This window comes from Micromonospora haikouensis, from assembly GCF_900091595.1.
Taxonomy (GTDB): Bacteria; Actinomycetota; Actinomycetes; order Mycobacteriales; family Micromonosporaceae; genus Micromonospora; species Micromonospora haikouensis.
In genome coordinates this window covers 68,872-84,206 of record NZ_FMCW01000006.1, presented here as the reverse complement: position 1 = coordinate 84,206, position 15,335 = coordinate 68,872, and the positions used below count along the sequence as shown (strand labels likewise).

Below are 15,335 nucleotides of genomic sequence, written 5' to 3'. Positions count from 1 at the left end.
CCGTCGGGCGTCGGCGACGGGTGGGCGATGACGGAGGACCAGCGGGGCACGGCGCTGCTGCGGGGCGCGGTGAGCTCGCCCCGGACCAGCTTCCTGGAGCTCTTCTTCGATCTGGTGTTCGTCTTCGCGCTGACCCGGGTGTCGCAGCGGATCATCGACGACGTGGCGTCCCCCGGCCGGGACGTGTGGAGCGAGGTCGCGCAGACCCTGCTGCTGTTCCTCGCGCTCTGGCTGGTCTGGACGCTCACGGCCTGGGTGACCAGCCGCTACGAGCCGGAACGCGGGATCATCCAGTTCGTCGTGGTGGCCACGATGTTCGGCAGCATGGTGATGGCCGTCGCCCTGCCCCGGGCCTTCGCCGAGCGGGCGCTGATCTTCGCCTGCGCGTACCTGGCGGTCCAGATCGGCCGGCCGCTGCTGATCACCGTGGCGCTGCGTCGGCATCCCCGTCGGACGGTGACGGTGCGCATCCTGGCGTGGTTGACGCTCGGCGCGGTGCCCTGGCTCGCCGGTGCCCTGGTGCCGCAGCAGACCCTCCGGGCGGTGTTCTGGACCGTCGCGGTGGCCTGGGACTACACGGGGCTGGCGCTCGGCTGGCCGGTGCCGCGCCTCGGGCCGACGCGGGTCTCCGGCTGGGCCGTGATGGGCGAGCACCTGGCGGAGCGGTACCAGCAGATTTTCCTGATCTCCCTCGGCGAGACGATCCTCATCATCGGGCTGACCTTCAGCGGCAGCGACTTCTCCGCCGCCAGGTTCGGGGCGTTCGCCCTCTCGTTCCTGGTCACGGCGCTGTTCTGGCGGATCTACTTCCACCGGGCCGGGCACCTGCTGGCCGAGGCGATCCGGGTGGCCCGGTCGCCGGGGCTGCTGGGCGAGTCGGCGAGCTGGACCCACCTGGTGATGGTGGCCGGTGTGCTGCTCACGGCCGTCGGCTACGAGTTGGTCATCGACCATCCCTTCGCCCGGATGGAGTCGACGTGGGCAGTCTTCGTCCTGGGCGGCCCCGCGTTGTTCCTGGCCGCCCGGGCACGCTTCGAGTACGAGATCTTCGGCCGGGTCTCCCGCTCCCGGCTGGCCGGGGTGCTGGTGCTGGTCGCGCTGGCCCCGCTGGCGCTGCGCATGTCGCCGATGGTTGCGCTCGCGTCGGCGGCCGCCGTGCTGGTGGCGATCGCCGTGAGCGACGCGGCGCGGTCGTGGGGCCGCCCGGCCGAGCGCCCCGCATCGCCGCTGTAGCGGCCCGCCCACCGCCATCCCGGGCCGCCCCGGGGCGGCCCGGGGTCCAGGCGGTTGTGGCCCGGGGCTCAGGCGCGGTTGTGGCCCGGGGCTCAGGCCGCGGTGGGCCGGGAGAGGGCGGCGAGGGCCCGCCGCACGTCGGCGAGGGACACCGTCGCCGAGTCGTCCAGCTCGGCCAGGCCGGCCTCGATCCACTGCCGCATCAGCGTGGTCACCCCGATGCCCCGGGCGTCGGCGGCGGCCCGCATCCGCTCGTACGTCTCCAGCGGCAGCCGCACCGAGCGGCTGACCATCGGCACGTCGGTGTCGGGGGTGGGCAGCTCCACGGGCGCGCCGGTGTCGATCAACTCGGCCAGCGGGTCGCCACCGCCGTGGAACTGCTTGGTCGCGTCGTTACGGTTCATCGCCACGCCTCCTCATCGGCGGAATCTGCGGCCGGCGTCGTCGTCGGGAAACCGGCGGACGGCCTCGTCGTAGCGCTTGGCCTCGGCGTCGGTCAGCTCCCGGGCGGAGAGCACGTCCCAGTCGTTGTCGGCGCCGTCGGCCTCGGCGAGCAGCACGGCCAGCCGCCTGCCGTGGCGGGCGGCGGCGTAGACGACCATCACGTCGTCGCCCAGGTGCCGGATGACCCGCCGCGGGCTGTGCAGCGCCTCCCAGACCTCCCCGGGCGTGACGTCGTAGACCCGCAGGTTGGCCAACGCCTCGTCGGTGAAGCTGAACCGGCTGCCCACGAGCGGAGCGTACCACGGGCGTAACACGCGCCGGAACGAGTCGATTTCGCTGATCAACGCCCCGCGACGAACCGATCAACGCCCCGGGGTGACAGGATGGGGGCGATCCCTCTTGGAGGTTCGTGGTGAAGCGTCAGGCGTACCAGCCGATCCTGATCACCGACGCGGCCCGCAGCCAGGACGACCAGCTCACCAGCCGGCAGCGCCGCTACGTCGTGATGATGGGCGTCCGGGTGGCCTGCGTGATCGTCGGCGCGATCCTGGTCGGCGCGCAGGCGCCCATGCTCTGGCTCTGGCTGCCGCTGTGCGGCCTCGGGATGGTGCTCATCCCGTGGCTGGCGGTGCTGCTGGCCAACGACCGGCCGCCGAAGGAGAAGCACCGGCTGGCCAACCGCTTCCAGCCCCGGCACACCGACCCGGCCCCGCCGATGAGCCTGGCCGCCGAGGAGCGCCCGCACAAGGTCATCGACGCCGAGCCCTGACCGGCACGGCCCGGCCCCCGGCGGCCGGCGCGCGCCGGGCGGGCCGCCGTCAGCCCGTCGGGCGCGCGCCGATGGTCGACACGGCCAGCGCGCCCAGGTCGCCGGCCCGGTCCAGCGCCGCCCGGGGCCCCGCCCCGGCCAGCCAGGCCGACAGCAGCCCGGCCGCGAAGGCGTCCCCGGCCCCGGTGACGTCGGCCACGGCCACCCGCCGCGTCGGCGCCACGCTGACCGTCGCCGCCCGGTCCGCCCACACCGCCCCGGCCGCGCCCCGCTTCACCACCACCCGCCGGGCCGTCGCCGTCAGCGCCCGCGCCTGCGCCGCCGGGTCCAGCCCGCCGGCCAGCACGGCCGCCTCGCCGGCGTTGACCAGGAGCAGGTCGACGTCGCGTACCCAGGTCAGGAAGGCCGCCGCGCCGACCCGCCGCAGCGGCGCCGCGGACGCCGCGTCGACGCTCGTGGTGAGCCCGCGCTCGCGCGCCGCGGCCAGCGCGCGCAGCCCGGCGCCGCGCGACCCGACGTCCAACAGGGGATACGCGGACAGGTGCAGGTGCCGCGCGTCGGGCGCTGCGGCGAGGGCGGCGTCGACGTGCCCGGCGCCCAGCCGCAGGTTCGCCCCCCGTTCGGTCACCATCGTGCGCTCGCCGTCGCCGGTGAGCACGATCACCGTGCCCGTGGTGCGGCCCACGTGCCGCTCGACGGCGCAGTCGACGCCGGCCCGCTCCAGCTCGGCGACCCGGTCGCGGCCCGCGTCGTCGTCGCCGACGGCGCCGACCATGGTCACCGGCACGCCCTGGGCGGCGAGCCAGGCGGCGGTGTTGGCGGCCTGCCCACCGCCGGTGACCCGGATCGTGGCCGGGGTGTCGGAGCCGGTGGCCAGCGGCCCGCCGAGCACCGCGACCACGTCGGTGATCAGGTCGCCGACGACGACGATCCGGCCCGGCCCGGCCGGGTGGCGTGCAGCGGTCATGCGGCGGCGCGGCCGGCGGCGGCGACCGCGATCCGGGCGGCGAGGTCGGCGTTGCGCAGGATGATCCGCACGTTCACCGCGAGGCTCGCGCCCTCGGTGGCGGAGTGGAAGTGCGCGAGCAGGTACGGCGTCACGGCCTTGCCGGTCACCCCGTCGCGCTCCAGCAGGGCGAGGCCCTCGGCGAGCGTCCGGTCGTGCAGGGCGGGGTCGAGCTGCTCGTCGGCCGGCAGCGGGTTGGCCACGATCAGCCCCCCGCCGTGCACCCCGTGGGCGTCCCGCGCGGCCAGCACGTCGGCGACCTGCTCGGGCGAGTCGACCGACCAGTCGAGGTCGAAGCCGGCGTCGGTGAGATAGAAGCCGGGGAACCGGCGGGTGCGGTAGCCGACCACGGCGACGCCGAGGGTCTCCAGCCGCTCCAGGGTCGCCCCGACGTCGAGGATCGACTTGACCCCGGCGCATACCACGGCGATCGGCGTGCGGGCCAGGGTGCCCAGGTCGGCCGACTCGTCGAAGGTCGTCGCGGCCTCCCGGTGCACCCCGCCCAGCCCGCCGGTGGCGAAGACCCCGATCCCGGCGGCGGCGGCCACCGCGCTGGTGGCGGCGACCGTGGTGGCCCCGTCCGCGCCGGCCGCGGCGGCGATCGCGAGGTCGCGCACCGAGAGCTTGCTCACGCCGTCGACGGTCGCGAGCCGGGTCAGCTCCGCGTCGTCGAGGCCCACCACGAGCTGACCGCCGACCATGCCGATGGTCGCCGGGACCGCCCCGGCGGCGCGGACGGCCTGCTCGATCTCGCGGGCCACCCGCAGGTTGTCGGGCCGGGGCAGGCCGTGCGAGACGATGGTGCTCTCCAGGGCGACGACCGGAAGCCGGTCGCGCAGGGCGGCGGCCACCTCGACGCCGAGGCGGGTGTGGAAGCTGTTCACGTCCGTTACGGTACGGGCCGGGAAAGGGTGGCCTGCGGTGGACCCGGCCAGGTCGGCCTGCCAGACTGGAAAGTTGGAGGTGCAGAAGTGAACACACAGGTTCTCGAACGTCCGGACCTGAAGGATGCCGACACCGGTCCCGAGATGTTCCACTACGTCCGCAAGGACAAGATCGCCGAGAGTGCCGTCATGGGCACCTTCGTCGTCGCGCTGTGCGGGGAGAAGTTCCCGGTGACGAAGGCCGCCAAGCCGGGCTCTCCGGTCTGCCCGAAGTGCAAGGAGATCTACGAATCCTGGGGCGAGTGACCATGGGCGGCCCCTCCGGCCGCCCACGTAACCTTCGGCGGTGACCACCTCCACCGCCCTGCTCCTCGCCGACCTGACCGGGGTGGCCGTCTTCGCCGCCTCCGGGGCCTCCGCGGCGGTGGCCAAGCGCCTCGACCTGTTCGGCGTCGTCTTCGTCGGCTTCGTCGCCGCGCTCGGCGGCGGGATCCTCCGCGATCTGGTGATCGACGAGGTGCCACCGCTGGCCTTCGCCGACTGGCGGTACGCGGCGACGGCCGCGCTCACCGCCGCCGCCACCTTCTGGCTGCACCCCAGACTGGCCCGGCTGCGCACCACCGTGCTGGTGCTCGACGCCGCTGGCCTCGGCCTGTTCACCGTCACCGGCACCCTCAAGGCGCTCGACGCCGGCGTCCCGGCGGTCGGCGCGTGCCTGCTCGGCATGCTCACCGCCATCGGCGGCGGGCTCGGCCGGGACCTGCTCACCGGCGAGATCCCCGTGGTGCTGCGCCGGGAGATCTACGCGGTGGCGGCCCTCGCCGGGGCGGTCGCCGTGGCGCTGCTCGACGCGTTCGGGCGGGCCGACGCCGCCGGGCTGACCGCCGCGGCGGTGTTCGTCTTCGCGCTGCGCCTGGTGTCGCTGCGGCGGCGCTGGTCCGCCCCGGTGGCCACGCTGCGCCCGCCCCGCACCGGCGCCCGGGGCCCCGGCTCCTGACCGAGGGTGATCGTGTGCCGCCTGTTCGTGTGGTGCGGAGGGTGCTGATGTGACCAGCGTGGCGTCGCCTGGGCCCACCGGCCCGCGCTGGTTATGCTGATCCGGCCTTCGCGGCACCCGATGCGCGAGGGCCTTTTCATGGGCGGCGGCACCCGTGGCCCTCGACCGGGGCCCGCCGTCGCGCGGTCGGAGAGGAGCCTGACGCGTGGCAGCCCGGACGCCGGCGCTCGAGACGTTCCCGCCCCTGCGTGCGTGGCAGCGCAAGGCGCTGGTGGAGTACCTGCGGCGACGCACCGAGGACTTCACGGCGGTCGCCACCCCGGGGGCCGGCAAGACCACCTTCGCCCTGCGGATCGCCGCCGAGCTGCTCGCCGACGGCACCGTCGAGGCGGTCACCGTGGTCGCCCCCACCGAGCACCTGAAGACCCAGTGGGCGCAGGCGGCGGCCCGGGTCGGCATCCAGCTCGACGCCGCGTTCCGCAACGCCGACCTGCACTCGTCCGCCGACTTCCACGGCGCGGTGGTCACCTATGCCCAGGTGGGGATGGCGCCCCAGGTGCACCGGCGGCGCACCATGACGCGACGCACCCTGGTCATCCTCGACGAGATCCACCACGCGGGCGACTCCCGCACCTGGGGCGACGGGGTGAAGGCGGCGTTCGAGCCCGCCGTGCGCCGGCTGATGCTCACCGGCACCCCGTTCCGCTCCGACGACAACCCGATCCCGTTCGTCACCTACGAGCGGGGCGGCGACGGCCTGCTGAGGTCCCGCGCCGACGCCGTCTACGGCTACGCCGACGCGCTGCGCGACAACGTGGTCCGGCCGGTGCTGTTCCTGGCGTACTCGGGGGAGACCCGGTGGCGGACGAACGCCGGGGACGAGCTGGCCGCCCGGCTGGGCGAGCCGATGACCCAGGATCTCGTCGCCCAGGCGTGGCGTACCGCCCTGGATCCGGCCGGCGACTGGATGCCGCAGGTGCTGCGGGCCGCCGACGCCCGGCTGACCGTGCTGCGCAACGCGGGGATGCCCGACGCCGGCGGGCTGATCATCGCCAGCGACCAGCAGACCGCCCGCTCGTACGCGAAGCTGATCGAGCGGCTCACGGGCGAGAAGGCCACGGTGGTGCTCTCCGACGACCAGGGCGCGTCCGCCCGGATCGCGACGTTCGCGGCGTCCGAGCAGCGCTGGCTGGTGGCGGTCCGGATGGTCTCCGAGGGCGTCGACATCCCCCGGCTGGCGGTCGGCGTCTATGCGACCAGCGCCAGCACCCCGCTCTACTTCGCCCAGGCCATCGGCCGGTTCGTCCGGGCCCGCCGGCCCGGGGAGACCGCGTCGGTGTTCCTGCCCAGCGTCCCGCACCTGCTGGGGCTGGCCAGCGAGATGGAGGCCGAGCGGGACCACGTGCTCGGCAAGCCGAAGGACCGCGAGGGCTTCGACGACGACCTGCTGGAGCGCGCCCAGCGCGACGACCAGGCCAGCGGGGAGCTGGAGAAGCGGTTCGCCGCCCTGTCCGCCACGGCCGAGCTGGACCAGGTGATCTTCGACGGCGCGTCCTTCGGCACGGCCGCCCAGGCCGGCACCCCCGAGGAGGAGGAATACCTGGGGCTGCCCGGGCTGCTCACCGCCGACCAGGTCTCCCTGCTGCTCACCAAGCGGCAGGCCGAGCAACTGGCCGCCCAGCGCCGCCGGGCCACCGAGCGGGCCGCTGAGCCGGCCGCTACGGCCACGGTGGCGCCTCCGCCGCCGATGAGCGCCGCCCAGCGCCGGGTGGCGCTACGGCGGCAACTGAACGCCCTCGTGGCCGCGCGGCACCACCGCACCGGCCTCCCGCACGGCAAGATCCACGCCGAGCTGCGCCGGCTGTGCGGCGGCCCGCCCAGCGCCCAGGCCACGATCGAGCAGCTCGAGGAACGGATAGCCACGGTCCAGACCCTGTGACCGGGGGCGGAAACGGATAAGCCGGCCGGAGGCACCCAACGGGTGCCTCCGGCCGGCTTATGTCGGTATGCGGTCTCTTGGGGTCAGTTCGCCATGAGATCGGCGCCACGCCAGCTGAACTCGGGGTCCGTCGCGTACCGCACGGTGATCTTCACGAGATCCTCCGCGTACTTGTTCGCGTGGTGCCCACAGAACACCAGCTCGCTCCCGCCCGCCAGAGTGATACGGAGCTTGCCGGCAGCGTTGCAGCGGTCGCACCGTTCATCGGCGGCTGGGGGAGCCACCGTCTCGGGCGGCGGCGTGAGGGTCGGGGTCATCGCCTTCCTCCTCTGGTCGTCACCGATGAACAATCTCGTCGGTCGTTGCTCACCTATCGTGCAACACCCGACGAGGGTCTTGCCTTCCCTGTGTGCCCGCGGGGGACCGAGGTCACACCTGGCGGCAACAGTGTGCCGTGCACCAAGGGTGCCACGTCAACGATCACAATCGTGCAACCGACCGATCACCATCGGGTGTTGTACGGCTGGTGATCAAAGCGACACGGGCAGTTGACGAACGCGGGTCAGTCCAGGTAGTCACGGAGAACCTGTGACCGCGACGGGTGACGCAGTTTCGACATCGTCTTCGACTCGATCTGCCGGATCCGCTCCCGGGTCACGCCGTAGACCTGGCCGATCTCGTCCAGCGTGCGCGGCTGGCCGTCGGTCAGGCCGAAGCGGAGCCGGACCACGCCCGCCTCACGCTCGGACAGCGTCTGGAGCACCTGCTGGAGCTGGTCCTGCAGCAGGGAGAAGGAGACGGCGTCGACCGCGACGACGGCCTCCGAGTCCTCGATGAAGTCGCCGAGCTGACTGTCGCCCTCGTCACCGATGGTCTGGTCGAGCGAGATGGGCTCCCGAGCGTACTGCTGGATCTCCAGCACCTTCTCGGGTGTGATGTCCATCTCCTTGGCCAGCTCCTCCGGGGTGGGCTCGCGGCCCAGGTCCTGGAGCAGCTCGCGCTGGATCCGGCCGAGCTTGTTGATCACCTCGACCATGTGCACCGGGATGCGGATGGTGCGGGCCTGGTCGGCCATCGCCCGGGTGATCGCCTGGCGGATCCACCAGGTCGCGTACGTGGAGAACTTGTAGCCCTTGGTGTAGTCGAACTTCTCGACCGCCCGGATCAGGCCGAGGTTGCCCTCCTGGATGAGGTCGAGGAACGCCATGCCCCGGCCGGTGTAGCGCTTGGCCAGCGACACCACCAGCCGGAGGTTGGCCTCCAGCAGGTGGTTCTTGGCCCGCTCGCCGTCGCGGGAGATCCAGCCGAGGTCGCGGACCATCTCCCGGACCAGCTTCTCCTCGCCCTCCTCGGCGGCGCGCAGCCGCTCGGCGGCGTAGAGGCCCGCCTCGATCCGCTTGGCGAGCTCCACCTCCTGCTCGGCGTTGAGCAGGGGCACCTTGCCGATCTGCTTGAGGTAGGCCCGCACGGAGTCGGCGGAGGCGGTCAGCTCGGCGTCGCGACGCGCCTGCTTGAGCGCCTCGGACTCCTCGTCGTCCCACTCGAAGTCGTTGTCGGTGGCGGAGCTGGCGGCGTCGGCCGCGGCGGCCTGGGCCAGCTCGGCCGGCTCCTCGACCACCACGTCCTCGATCTCGGCGGCGAGCTCCTCCGGATCGATGTCGCCCTCGGCGCCCTCGCCCTTGGGCTTGGCGGCAGCCTTGGCCGGCTTGCCCGCGGCGGCGGCCACCGTCGCCTTGGTGGCCCGGGTGGGCCGCGCGACCTTCGCCGGGACGGCGGCCTTCGCCACCGCCTCGGTCGTCGCCTTGCGCGCGGCGACCTTCCGGGGAGCCGGCGCGGGGGCGTCGTCGGCGGCGGGCGCCTGCTTCGGAGCGGGCGCGGCCACCTTCTTCGTGGTCTTGGCGGTGGTGGCCCGGGACGCCGGGGTGGCGGACCGGGCGGCGGCGACCCGGCGGCGCGGGCTGGCCGAGCCGTCGACGACCACGGTCACCCCCGCTTCCGCGAGCGCACGCAGGATCTTCTTGGCCTGGGCCGGAGTCACCTCGGCGGACTCGACGGTGCGCGCGAGCTGGGCCGACGTGAGCTGGCCGCCGGCGCTCTGCGCGTGGGCGATCAGGGTGTCGGTGAGCGAGCGAACGTCGGCGCCGGTCTGGCGGGGTTCTGTCACGAAGACCTTCCGGAGGCGAAAAGCGAGCACGGCCGGGTTGCCCGACGCGGCGCGGAACACGGTGCCGGGCGATGTCGTTGAGGGACCCCCGTGTCCCGGGCCGGCCGGTGGCTGGCGGTCCGTGGCGCGTGGGCAGGGTGAATTGTAACGCCGTCTGCCGCGATCATCCTGCGCCGCACGGCGGACCGACTGGCGGGACCGCCGATTCGACGCAGATGTGGACTTTGTAAGGATGATACTCGCGCGCGACCCGGACGGGTCCGGTCGTGCGGGAAGGGGACGAACCTATGGACCGCGCGGTGCCGCCACCCGGGGAACTGTTGGAGATCGCCGTCGATGTCGCCCGGGCCGCGGCGGCGACCGCGCACCGGATGTGGGCCGAGGGGGTGTCGGTGGCCGCCACCAAGTCCACCGTCACCGACGTGGTCACCGCCGCCGACCGGGCCGTGGAGCGGCAGGTGCTCGACGCGCTGCGCCGGCTCCGGCCGCACGACGCGGTCCTGGGGGAGGAGTACGGCGCGGGCGACGCCGCCCCGGCCGCCCGGGTGCGCTGGATCCTCGACCCGATCGACGGGACGGTCAACTACCTCTACGGGCTGCCGTGCTGCGCGGTGTCGCTGGCCGCCGAGGTCGACGGCCAGGTGGTCGCGGGCGTGGTGCGCAACGTGTTCACCGGCGACGAGTGGACGGCCACCGCCGGGGGTGGCGCGTACCGGGCCGGCGAGCGGCTGCGCTGCTCGGCCGAGACCGACCTCGGGCAGGCGCTGGTCGCCACCGGCTTCGGCTACGACCCGGCCCGCCGGGCCCACCAGGCCCGGGTGCTCGCCGGGCTGATCAGCCACGTGCGGGACGTCCGCCGGCAGGGGGCCGCCTCGGTGGACCTCTGCCTGGCCGCCGAGGGGCGGCTGGACGCGTACTACGAGAAGGGCCTGAACCTCTGGGACCACGCGGCCGGCGCGTTGGTCGGCACCGAGGCCGGGCTGCTGGTCGGCGGGCTCGGCGGGCGGCCGGCGGGCCCGGACCTGGTGATCGCGGCCCCGCCGGCGCTGTTCGCGCCGCTGCACGACCGGCTGGCCGACCTGGACGCCTCGGGCGGCCCCTGACCGCCCGGAGGTGACCGGGCCGGCCGGCCCGGTCACTTGTCGACGGGCATCGGGCAGGTGCCGGCCGGGGCGACCGGGGCGCCCAGGTCGCCGAGGGACTGGTTGACCTCCGTGGTGGTGGCGAGCTGGGCGAAGCTGTTGCCCAGGACCACGTCGACCGTGTCGTCCTTGCGCTTGATGTCGAACTTCGGCTCGGCGTTGTTGAGGAAGTACGCGCGCAGCAGGTGGGCGGAGCCGACGCCCTTCGGGCCGTACTGCAGGACGGCGACGCCGTCGAGCTGCTGCTTGGCGTTGCCCTCCTTCTTCACCTGGAACTTGCGGTTGCGGAAGTCGTCCGCCACCTTCTTGGCGAGACCCGCCTCGTCGGTGGCGTTGTAGACGTTGATCTTCACGTCCTTGTTCTCGTGCAGGGTCACGTCCGCCAGCGGCGCGCCCTCGGGGCAGCCGGCTGCCGCGCCGCCCTTGCCCTGGGTGTCGCGGACCACGGCCACGACCACGAAGACCAGGGCGACGACCGCCAGCAGACCGACGACTACGAGTGCTCGCACTCGCGCAAAGCTCATCCTGGCGCTCCCCGGACGGTGATTGGGTGGCGGCGGCCGGGGGCGGGTGGGCCGCCCCGCCGGCCGCCGAGTACGCCGCTGAGGCTAACGGTTGTCCGGCGGTCGCGTGGAAACAGTCCGACATGCCGGCGCGCCAACCGGGAAGCGGGTAGTACTACCCCTATCTTCGTGTCGCCTGAGTCACATTGGGAACAACTTCGAGGTCTGGGGCGTACATCTGAGCCGCGAGGGCGGTATACATGCCTCGCCCGAGGGGGGTAAGGTACCGCGCTCGCTGGGGGAGTTTCTCTGGCGGACCCGGTCCGGCCGGTGGCCGGGTCGGGTGACCGACAAAAGTTGGTGGCCGGCAGTGGAACCGAAACAGCGCCTTCCGGCGTTACAACCGGGAGCGACCATATCGATATGGGAGAGTGAAACCGATGGCCACCGACTACGACGCCCCGCGTCGCGACGAGGTCGACCTCGGCGAGGACAGCCTGGAAGAGCTCAAGGCCCGGCGGGTCGACTCACAGTCGGGCGCCGTGGACGTCGACGAGGCCGAGGTGGCCGAGAGCTTCGAGCTCCCCGGTGCTGACCTGGCCGACGAGGAGCTCACGGTCAAGGTGCTACCGATGCAGCAGGACGAGTTCCGATGCGCCCGCTGCTTCCTGGTCCACCACCGCAGCCAGCTGGCGGTCGAGCGCAACGGCGAGCTGATCTGCCGCGAGTGCGTCTGACCGCGACAGGGCACACCAGCACCTCGACGGGGGACACCAGCGCCTCCATCCGGCGACATCAGCGGCGGCCTCATCGGTGAGGCCGCCGCTGTGGGAGCCGCCGATCCCGGGCACGTCCGCGCCCGCCGGTGCGCCACCGGCCCACGGCACCGCCGTGCGCCGGTGGCGGGGAACTGCTTGACTCGTCGGGACGGTTCCCCACCCGCCGAAGCACCGGGAGGTCGACGCATGGTCGAGCGCAGCGACGACGGCGGGCGGCCCGCCACCGACGGCACCGGCGGGCCGGAGCCCGCCCCGCCGGGCGACAGCCGCACCGGGTCCGAGCCCGCTCCGCCGGGCAGCGCCCGCACCGGGTCCGAGGCCGCCCGGCCGGGCGGCACCGGCGCGGGGGAGGAGCTGGGCGCGACGGTCGCCGCGCTGACCGCCGACGACGTCGAGCCGGCCCGCCGGCGGCAGCTGCTGACCCGGCTGGTCGGCCAGGTCCGAGGCCGGGGCCTCGCCGACCTGTTCAAGCCGCGCGCCGCCGTCCGCTGGATGACCGACGCGGTCGCCGACGTCGCCCCGCACGTGCCGATCAGGGACCTGGCCACCCTGCGCCGGCACTTTCCCGGCCTGGACGACGAGGCCCTCGCCGACCGGCTGGTCCGCAACGCCGCCCGGACGACCGCCGCGATCGGCGCGGCCGGCGGGGGAGTCGCGGCCGTCGAGTGGGCGGTCGCGCCGACGCTGCTCTCCGCGCCGGTGCTGCTGGCCGCCGAGACGGTCGCCGTGGTGGCCGTCGAGCTGAAGCTGATCGGCGAGCTGCACGAGGTGTACGGTGCCCCGCTGCCCACCGCCGGCACCCAGCGGACGGTGGCCGTGGTGCAGTCCTGGGCCAGCCAGCGGGGGATCAACCCGATGATGCCCGGGGTGGGCGTCGGCGCGGTGCTCGGCACGGCGGCCCGCAAGGAGCTGCGGGACACCCTGCTCAAGCGCTTCGGCCGCAACCTGACCACGCTCGGCCCGTTCCTCACCGGGGCGGCTGTCGCCAGCTATCTCAACCGGCGGGCCACCCGGTCCCTCGGCGAGCAGCTCCGCAAGGACCTCGGGCGGCAGCGGCGCGAGCTGCCCGGCCCGCCGCCCGCCCTGCCCTGACCGCCGAGGCGGGTGCGTGCGGGCGCCTCAGCGGGCGTCGTGGGCGGGCTCAGGCCGGCGACGACGGGTTGGCGTCGCGGGCGGCGAGGAGCGCGGCGGCCAGGCGTACCGGGTCGCGGGTGCTGACCACCCAGAACGGGGTGGGGTCGGCCGGGTCGTCCAACACCACCTGCACCGCCCCGGCGATCCAGGGGCGCTGCACCACGAACGCGAGCGGGTCCGCCCCGACGCCGAGCACCTCGCGGCGGCCGGCGGCGTCCAACGGGACGGCGTCGGCCACGAACCGCACGGGCAGGCGGGCGTCGTCCACCCGCAGCTCGCCGTCGGCCACGGCGACCCGGACGCGGCCCAGCCACCACAGGGCGGCCACCGTCGCCGGCAGCAGCACCACGAACGGCAGCCAGGCGCGCAGGCCGCCCGCGCCCAGCCACAGCTCCAGCGCGAGGAAGCCGCCGAGGGCCGGCCCGGCCAGCCAGAGCCACCACGGCAGGCTGAGCCGCTCCGCGTACGTGGTGGCGGTCGTGGCGGGCGTGGGGGCGGGCGATCGGCTCACTCCTGCCAGGGTACGGCGCGCGACGGCTGGTCGACCCGGCAGGATGACAGGGCACCCCGTGAACCGGACGGAAGAGGCAGACCGTGACCGACGACGTACCCGTGCCCGTGCGGCGGCTCGACCCGCAGCTGCCGCTGCCGGCGTACTCCCATCCCGGCGACGCCGGCGCGGACCTGGTGGCCGCCGCGGACGTGGAACTGCCCCCCGGCGGCCGGGCCCTGGTCCCGACCGGCCTGGCGATCGCCCTCCCGGAGGGGTACGTGGGTCTGGTGCATCCCCGGTCGGGCCTGGCGGCCAGGCTCGGCGTGACGGTGCTCAACGCGCCCGGTACGGTCGACGCCGGCTACCGGGGTGAGATCCTCGTCAACCTGATCAATCATGATCGGGAGACACCGGCGAAGATCGCCCGTGGCGATCGGATCGCGCAACTCGTTGTCCAGCGGGTGGCGCGGGCCGATTTCCGGCCGGTGGCCGAGCTGCCGCCGTCCCGGCGGGGCGTCGGCGGGCACGGCTCGACCGGCGGGCACGCCGGGCTCGTCCCGCCGCCGGCGGACCGGGCCGGCGGGCAGCCGGAAGAGGTGGCAGGGTGAGTGCGAACAGCGGAGGGTGGGTGCAGTGATCTTCTCCCGAAAGCGGGCCGGTGACGGTCGGCAGGCCCGTGACGAGCGGCCCGCCGAGGCCGTCGACGGCGCGACCGCCGAGGCACCGGCGCGCGGCCCGTACGACGTCGCCGAGGCCCCCGACGGGGTGCAGCGGCTCGACCTGGGCAGCCTGCACATCCCGGCGGTGGCCGACGTGGAGGTGCGGGTGCAGGCCGACCCGGAGGGCGTGATCCAGCAGGTCGTGCTGGTGCACGGGCAGAGCGCCCTGCAGCTCGGCGTCTTCGCCGCGCCCCGCTCCGAGGGCATCTGGGACGAGGTGCGCGAGGAGATCCGGCAGTCGCTGTTCAACGACGGCGCGGCGGCCCAGGAGGCGCAGGGCGAGTACGGCCCGGAGCTGCACGCCCGGGTGCGCACCCCGGACGGCCTGACCGACCTGCGGTTCGTCGGGATCGACGGCCCGCGCTGGATGGTGCGCGGCGTCTACCAGGGCGCCGCCGCGACCGACCCGGCCGCCGCCGGCCCGCTGCGCGAGTGCCTGGACGGGCTGGTCGTCGACCGCGGCCAGGAGGCCAAGCCGGTGCGCGAGCCGCTGCCGCTGCGCCTGCCGCGCGAGGTCGCCGATCAGGCCGCCCCGCCCGTCGAGGCCTGAGCGGGGCACCGACGGGCCCACCCGGGCCCGCCGTCGGCGTACCGTCGCCGGGCCGGCCCGGGGCGGCCGCCGGTCCCGACCCCGCGCCGGCCGGCGTACGCTGGCGGGACGGCCTCGCCCACGCAGGCCGCACCGGTGCCGGCGCGGCCTGCCGGCGGAGGAGAGGTTGACGCGGTCATGACGACCGAGGAGGGCGGCCGGGTCTCGTTCCGGCGGCTGCTGCACCGGCTCACCGCGAGCGAGGCCGAGATCGAGGCGCAGGAGCTGCGCCGGGAGAGCGCCGAGTCCGGCGGCGTGCCGGCCCGGCAGTGCGCGCGGGGCCAGGTCGTCTGCGTCAACGGCCGGCTGCGCACGGTCGTCTACACCCCCCGGACGAACCTCCCCACCCTCGAAGCCGATCTATATGATGGCAGCGACGTGGTGACCCTGGTCTGGCTCGGGCGGCGACACATCGCCGGCATCGAGCCGGGCCGGCACCTGACGGCCAGGGGCCGGGTGGCGGTGCGCGACGACCGCAAGGTCATCTACAACCCGTACTACGAGTTGGAGCCGCCGAAGTGACGACCCGCACGCCCCCGA

At 74.4% G+C, this 15,335-nt stretch carries 19 protein-coding genes; 11 read left to right on the top strand and 8 right to left on the bottom strand.

Features of this window, described 5'->3' with window-relative positions; all coding sequences use genetic code 11:
* Nucleotides 1–27 precede the first annotated feature (27 nt).
* Entirely contained in the window at nucleotides 28–1,233 is a 1,206-nt protein-coding gene (locus tag GA0070558_RS07925) for a low temperature requirement protein A (RefSeq protein ID WP_091277509.1), read from the top strand.
* Nucleotides 1,234–1,325: 92 nt separating this feature from the next.
* On the opposite strand, the gene GA0070558_RS07920 is transcribed toward GA0070558_RS07925, so the two are convergent.
* Together GA0070558_RS07920 and GA0070558_RS07915 are read right to left on the bottom strand one after the other, a co-directional pair.
* Nucleotides 1,326–1,637 carry a hypothetical protein gene (locus tag GA0070558_RS07920; protein ID WP_091277507.1) on the bottom strand — a complete coding sequence of 104 codons (312 nt, stop codon included), beginning with the start codon at nucleotides 1,635–1,637 and terminating at the stop codon, nucleotides 1,326–1,328.
* 12 nt (nucleotides 1,638–1,649) lie between these two features.
* Nucleotides 1,650–1,964 carry a hypothetical protein gene (locus tag GA0070558_RS07915; protein ID WP_228986787.1) on the bottom strand — a complete coding sequence of 105 codons (315 nt, stop codon included), beginning with the start codon at nucleotides 1,962–1,964 and terminating at the stop codon, nucleotides 1,650–1,652.
* A 125-nt stretch (nucleotides 1,965–2,089) separates the two neighbouring features.
* Between GA0070558_RS07915 and GA0070558_RS07910 the strand changes: the two genes are divergently transcribed.
* Nucleotides 2,090–2,446 carry a DUF3099 domain-containing protein gene (locus tag GA0070558_RS07910; protein ID WP_077936787.1) on the top strand — a complete coding sequence of 119 codons (357 nt, stop codon included), beginning with the start codon at nucleotides 2,090–2,092 and terminating at the stop codon, nucleotides 2,444–2,446.
* A gap of 49 nt (nucleotides 2,447–2,495) precedes the next feature.
* On the opposite strand, the gene GA0070558_RS07905 is transcribed toward GA0070558_RS07910, so the two are convergent.
* Both GA0070558_RS07905 and GA0070558_RS07900 read right to left on the bottom strand, forming a co-directional pair.
* Nucleotides 2,496–3,413, bottom strand: coding sequence for a carbohydrate kinase family protein (locus GA0070558_RS07905; RefSeq protein ID WP_091277296.1), 918 nt, complete (start codon nucleotides 3,411–3,413; stop codon nucleotides 2,496–2,498).
* A complete protein-coding gene (locus GA0070558_RS07900) occupies nucleotides 3,410–4,336 on the bottom strand; it encodes a pseudouridine-5'-phosphate glycosidase (RefSeq protein ID WP_077936789.1) in 927 nt (308 codons plus the stop codon). Before GA0070558_RS07900 ends, GA0070558_RS07905 begins: the two co-directional genes overlap by 4 nt.
* A gap of 87 nt (nucleotides 4,337–4,423) precedes the next feature.
* Here GA0070558_RS07900 and GA0070558_RS07895 point away from each other — a divergent pair, with 87 nt between their 5' ends.
* The 3 genes from GA0070558_RS07895 (at nucleotide 4,424) to GA0070558_RS07885 (ending at nucleotide 7,272) form a co-directional block, all read left to right on the top strand.
* Nucleotides 4,424–4,642 carry a DUF3039 domain-containing protein gene (locus GA0070558_RS07895; protein ID WP_043962508.1) on the top strand — a complete coding sequence of 73 codons (219 nt, stop codon included), beginning with the start codon at nucleotides 4,424–4,426 and terminating at the stop codon, nucleotides 4,640–4,642.
* A gap of 40 nt (nucleotides 4,643–4,682) precedes the next feature.
* Nucleotides 4,683–5,333: a trimeric intracellular cation channel family protein gene (locus GA0070558_RS07890; RefSeq protein ID WP_077936790.1), complete on the top strand. Its 651-nt coding sequence runs from the start codon at nucleotides 4,683–4,685 to the stop codon at nucleotides 5,331–5,333.
* 205 nt (nucleotides 5,334–5,538) lie between these two features.
* Nucleotides 5,539–7,272 (top strand): DEAD/DEAH box helicase, encoded by a 1,734-nt coding sequence (locus GA0070558_RS07885; RefSeq protein WP_091277294.1) that lies wholly within the window; start codon nucleotides 5,539–5,541, stop codon nucleotides 7,270–7,272.
* 83 nt (nucleotides 7,273–7,355) lie between these two features.
* Here the strand turns inward: GA0070558_RS07885 and GA0070558_RS07880 are convergent, their stop codons facing one another.
* Complete coding sequence (locus GA0070558_RS07880; protein ID WP_036374862.1) at nucleotides 7,356–7,589, bottom strand: DUF7455 domain-containing protein; 234 nt, start codon at nucleotides 7,587–7,589, stop codon at nucleotides 7,356–7,358.
* A 245-nt stretch (nucleotides 7,590–7,834) separates the two neighbouring features.
* Nucleotides 7,835–9,436, bottom strand: a complete 1,602-nt coding sequence (locus GA0070558_RS07875; RefSeq protein WP_043964218.1) for an RNA polymerase sigma factor — start codon at nucleotides 9,434–9,436, stop codon at nucleotides 7,835–7,837.
* A 287-nt stretch (nucleotides 9,437–9,723) separates the two neighbouring features.
* Here GA0070558_RS07875 and GA0070558_RS07870 point away from each other — a divergent pair, with 287 nt between their 5' ends.
* Complete coding sequence (locus GA0070558_RS07870; protein ID WP_091277292.1) at nucleotides 9,724–10,539, top strand: inositol monophosphatase family protein; 816 nt, start codon at nucleotides 9,724–9,726, stop codon at nucleotides 10,537–10,539.
* Between the two features lie 32 nt (nucleotides 10,540–10,571).
* Here the strand turns inward: GA0070558_RS07870 and GA0070558_RS07865 are convergent, their stop codons facing one another.
* Nucleotides 10,572–11,087 carry a LytR C-terminal domain-containing protein gene (locus tag GA0070558_RS07865; protein WP_176734137.1) on the bottom strand — a complete coding sequence of 172 codons (516 nt, stop codon included), beginning with the start codon at nucleotides 11,085–11,087 and terminating at the stop codon, nucleotides 10,572–10,574.
* Nucleotides 11,088–11,521: 434 nt separating this feature from the next.
* Here GA0070558_RS07865 and GA0070558_RS07860 point away from each other — a divergent pair, with 434 nt between their 5' ends.
* Together GA0070558_RS07860 and GA0070558_RS07855 are read left to right on the top strand one after the other, a co-directional pair.
* Complete coding sequence (locus GA0070558_RS07860) at nucleotides 11,522–11,818, top strand: DUF4193 domain-containing protein (RefSeq protein ID WP_007075406.1); 297 nt, start codon at nucleotides 11,522–11,524, stop codon at nucleotides 11,816–11,818.
* Between the two features lie 228 nt (nucleotides 11,819–12,046).
* Nucleotides 12,047–12,952, top strand: a complete 906-nt coding sequence (locus tag GA0070558_RS07855) for a hypothetical protein (protein WP_256091812.1) — start codon at nucleotides 12,047–12,049, stop codon at nucleotides 12,950–12,952.
* Nucleotides 12,953–13,001: 49 nt separating this feature from the next.
* On the opposite strand, the gene GA0070558_RS07850 is transcribed toward GA0070558_RS07855, so the two are convergent.
* The gene (locus tag GA0070558_RS07850) at nucleotides 13,002–13,505 is read right to left on the bottom strand and encodes a DUF3093 domain-containing protein (RefSeq protein WP_091277289.1); all 504 of its coding nucleotides are present in this window, start codon (nucleotides 13,503–13,505) and stop codon (nucleotides 13,002–13,004) included.
* Nucleotides 13,506–13,588: 83 nt separating this feature from the next.
* Between GA0070558_RS07850 and dut the strand changes: the two genes are divergently transcribed.
* From dut to GA0070558_RS07835, 3 genes are all read left to right on the top strand, one after another.
* Nucleotides 13,589–14,095, top strand: a complete 507-nt coding sequence (gene dut / locus GA0070558_RS07845; protein ID WP_043962514.1) for a dUTP diphosphatase — start codon at nucleotides 13,589–13,591, stop codon at nucleotides 14,093–14,095.
* A gap of 25 nt (nucleotides 14,096–14,120) precedes the next feature.
* Nucleotides 14,121–14,756 (top strand): DUF3710 domain-containing protein, encoded by a 636-nt coding sequence (locus GA0070558_RS07840; RefSeq protein WP_091277287.1) that lies wholly within the window; start codon nucleotides 14,121–14,123, stop codon nucleotides 14,754–14,756.
* Nucleotides 14,757–14,933: 177 nt separating this feature from the next.
* Nucleotides 14,934–15,317 carry an OB-fold nucleic acid binding domain-containing protein gene (locus GA0070558_RS07835; RefSeq protein ID WP_043962516.1) on the top strand — a complete coding sequence of 128 codons (384 nt, stop codon included), beginning with the start codon at nucleotides 14,934–14,936 and terminating at the stop codon, nucleotides 15,315–15,317.
* The last annotated feature ends 18 nt before the right edge of the window (nucleotides 15,318–15,335 follow it).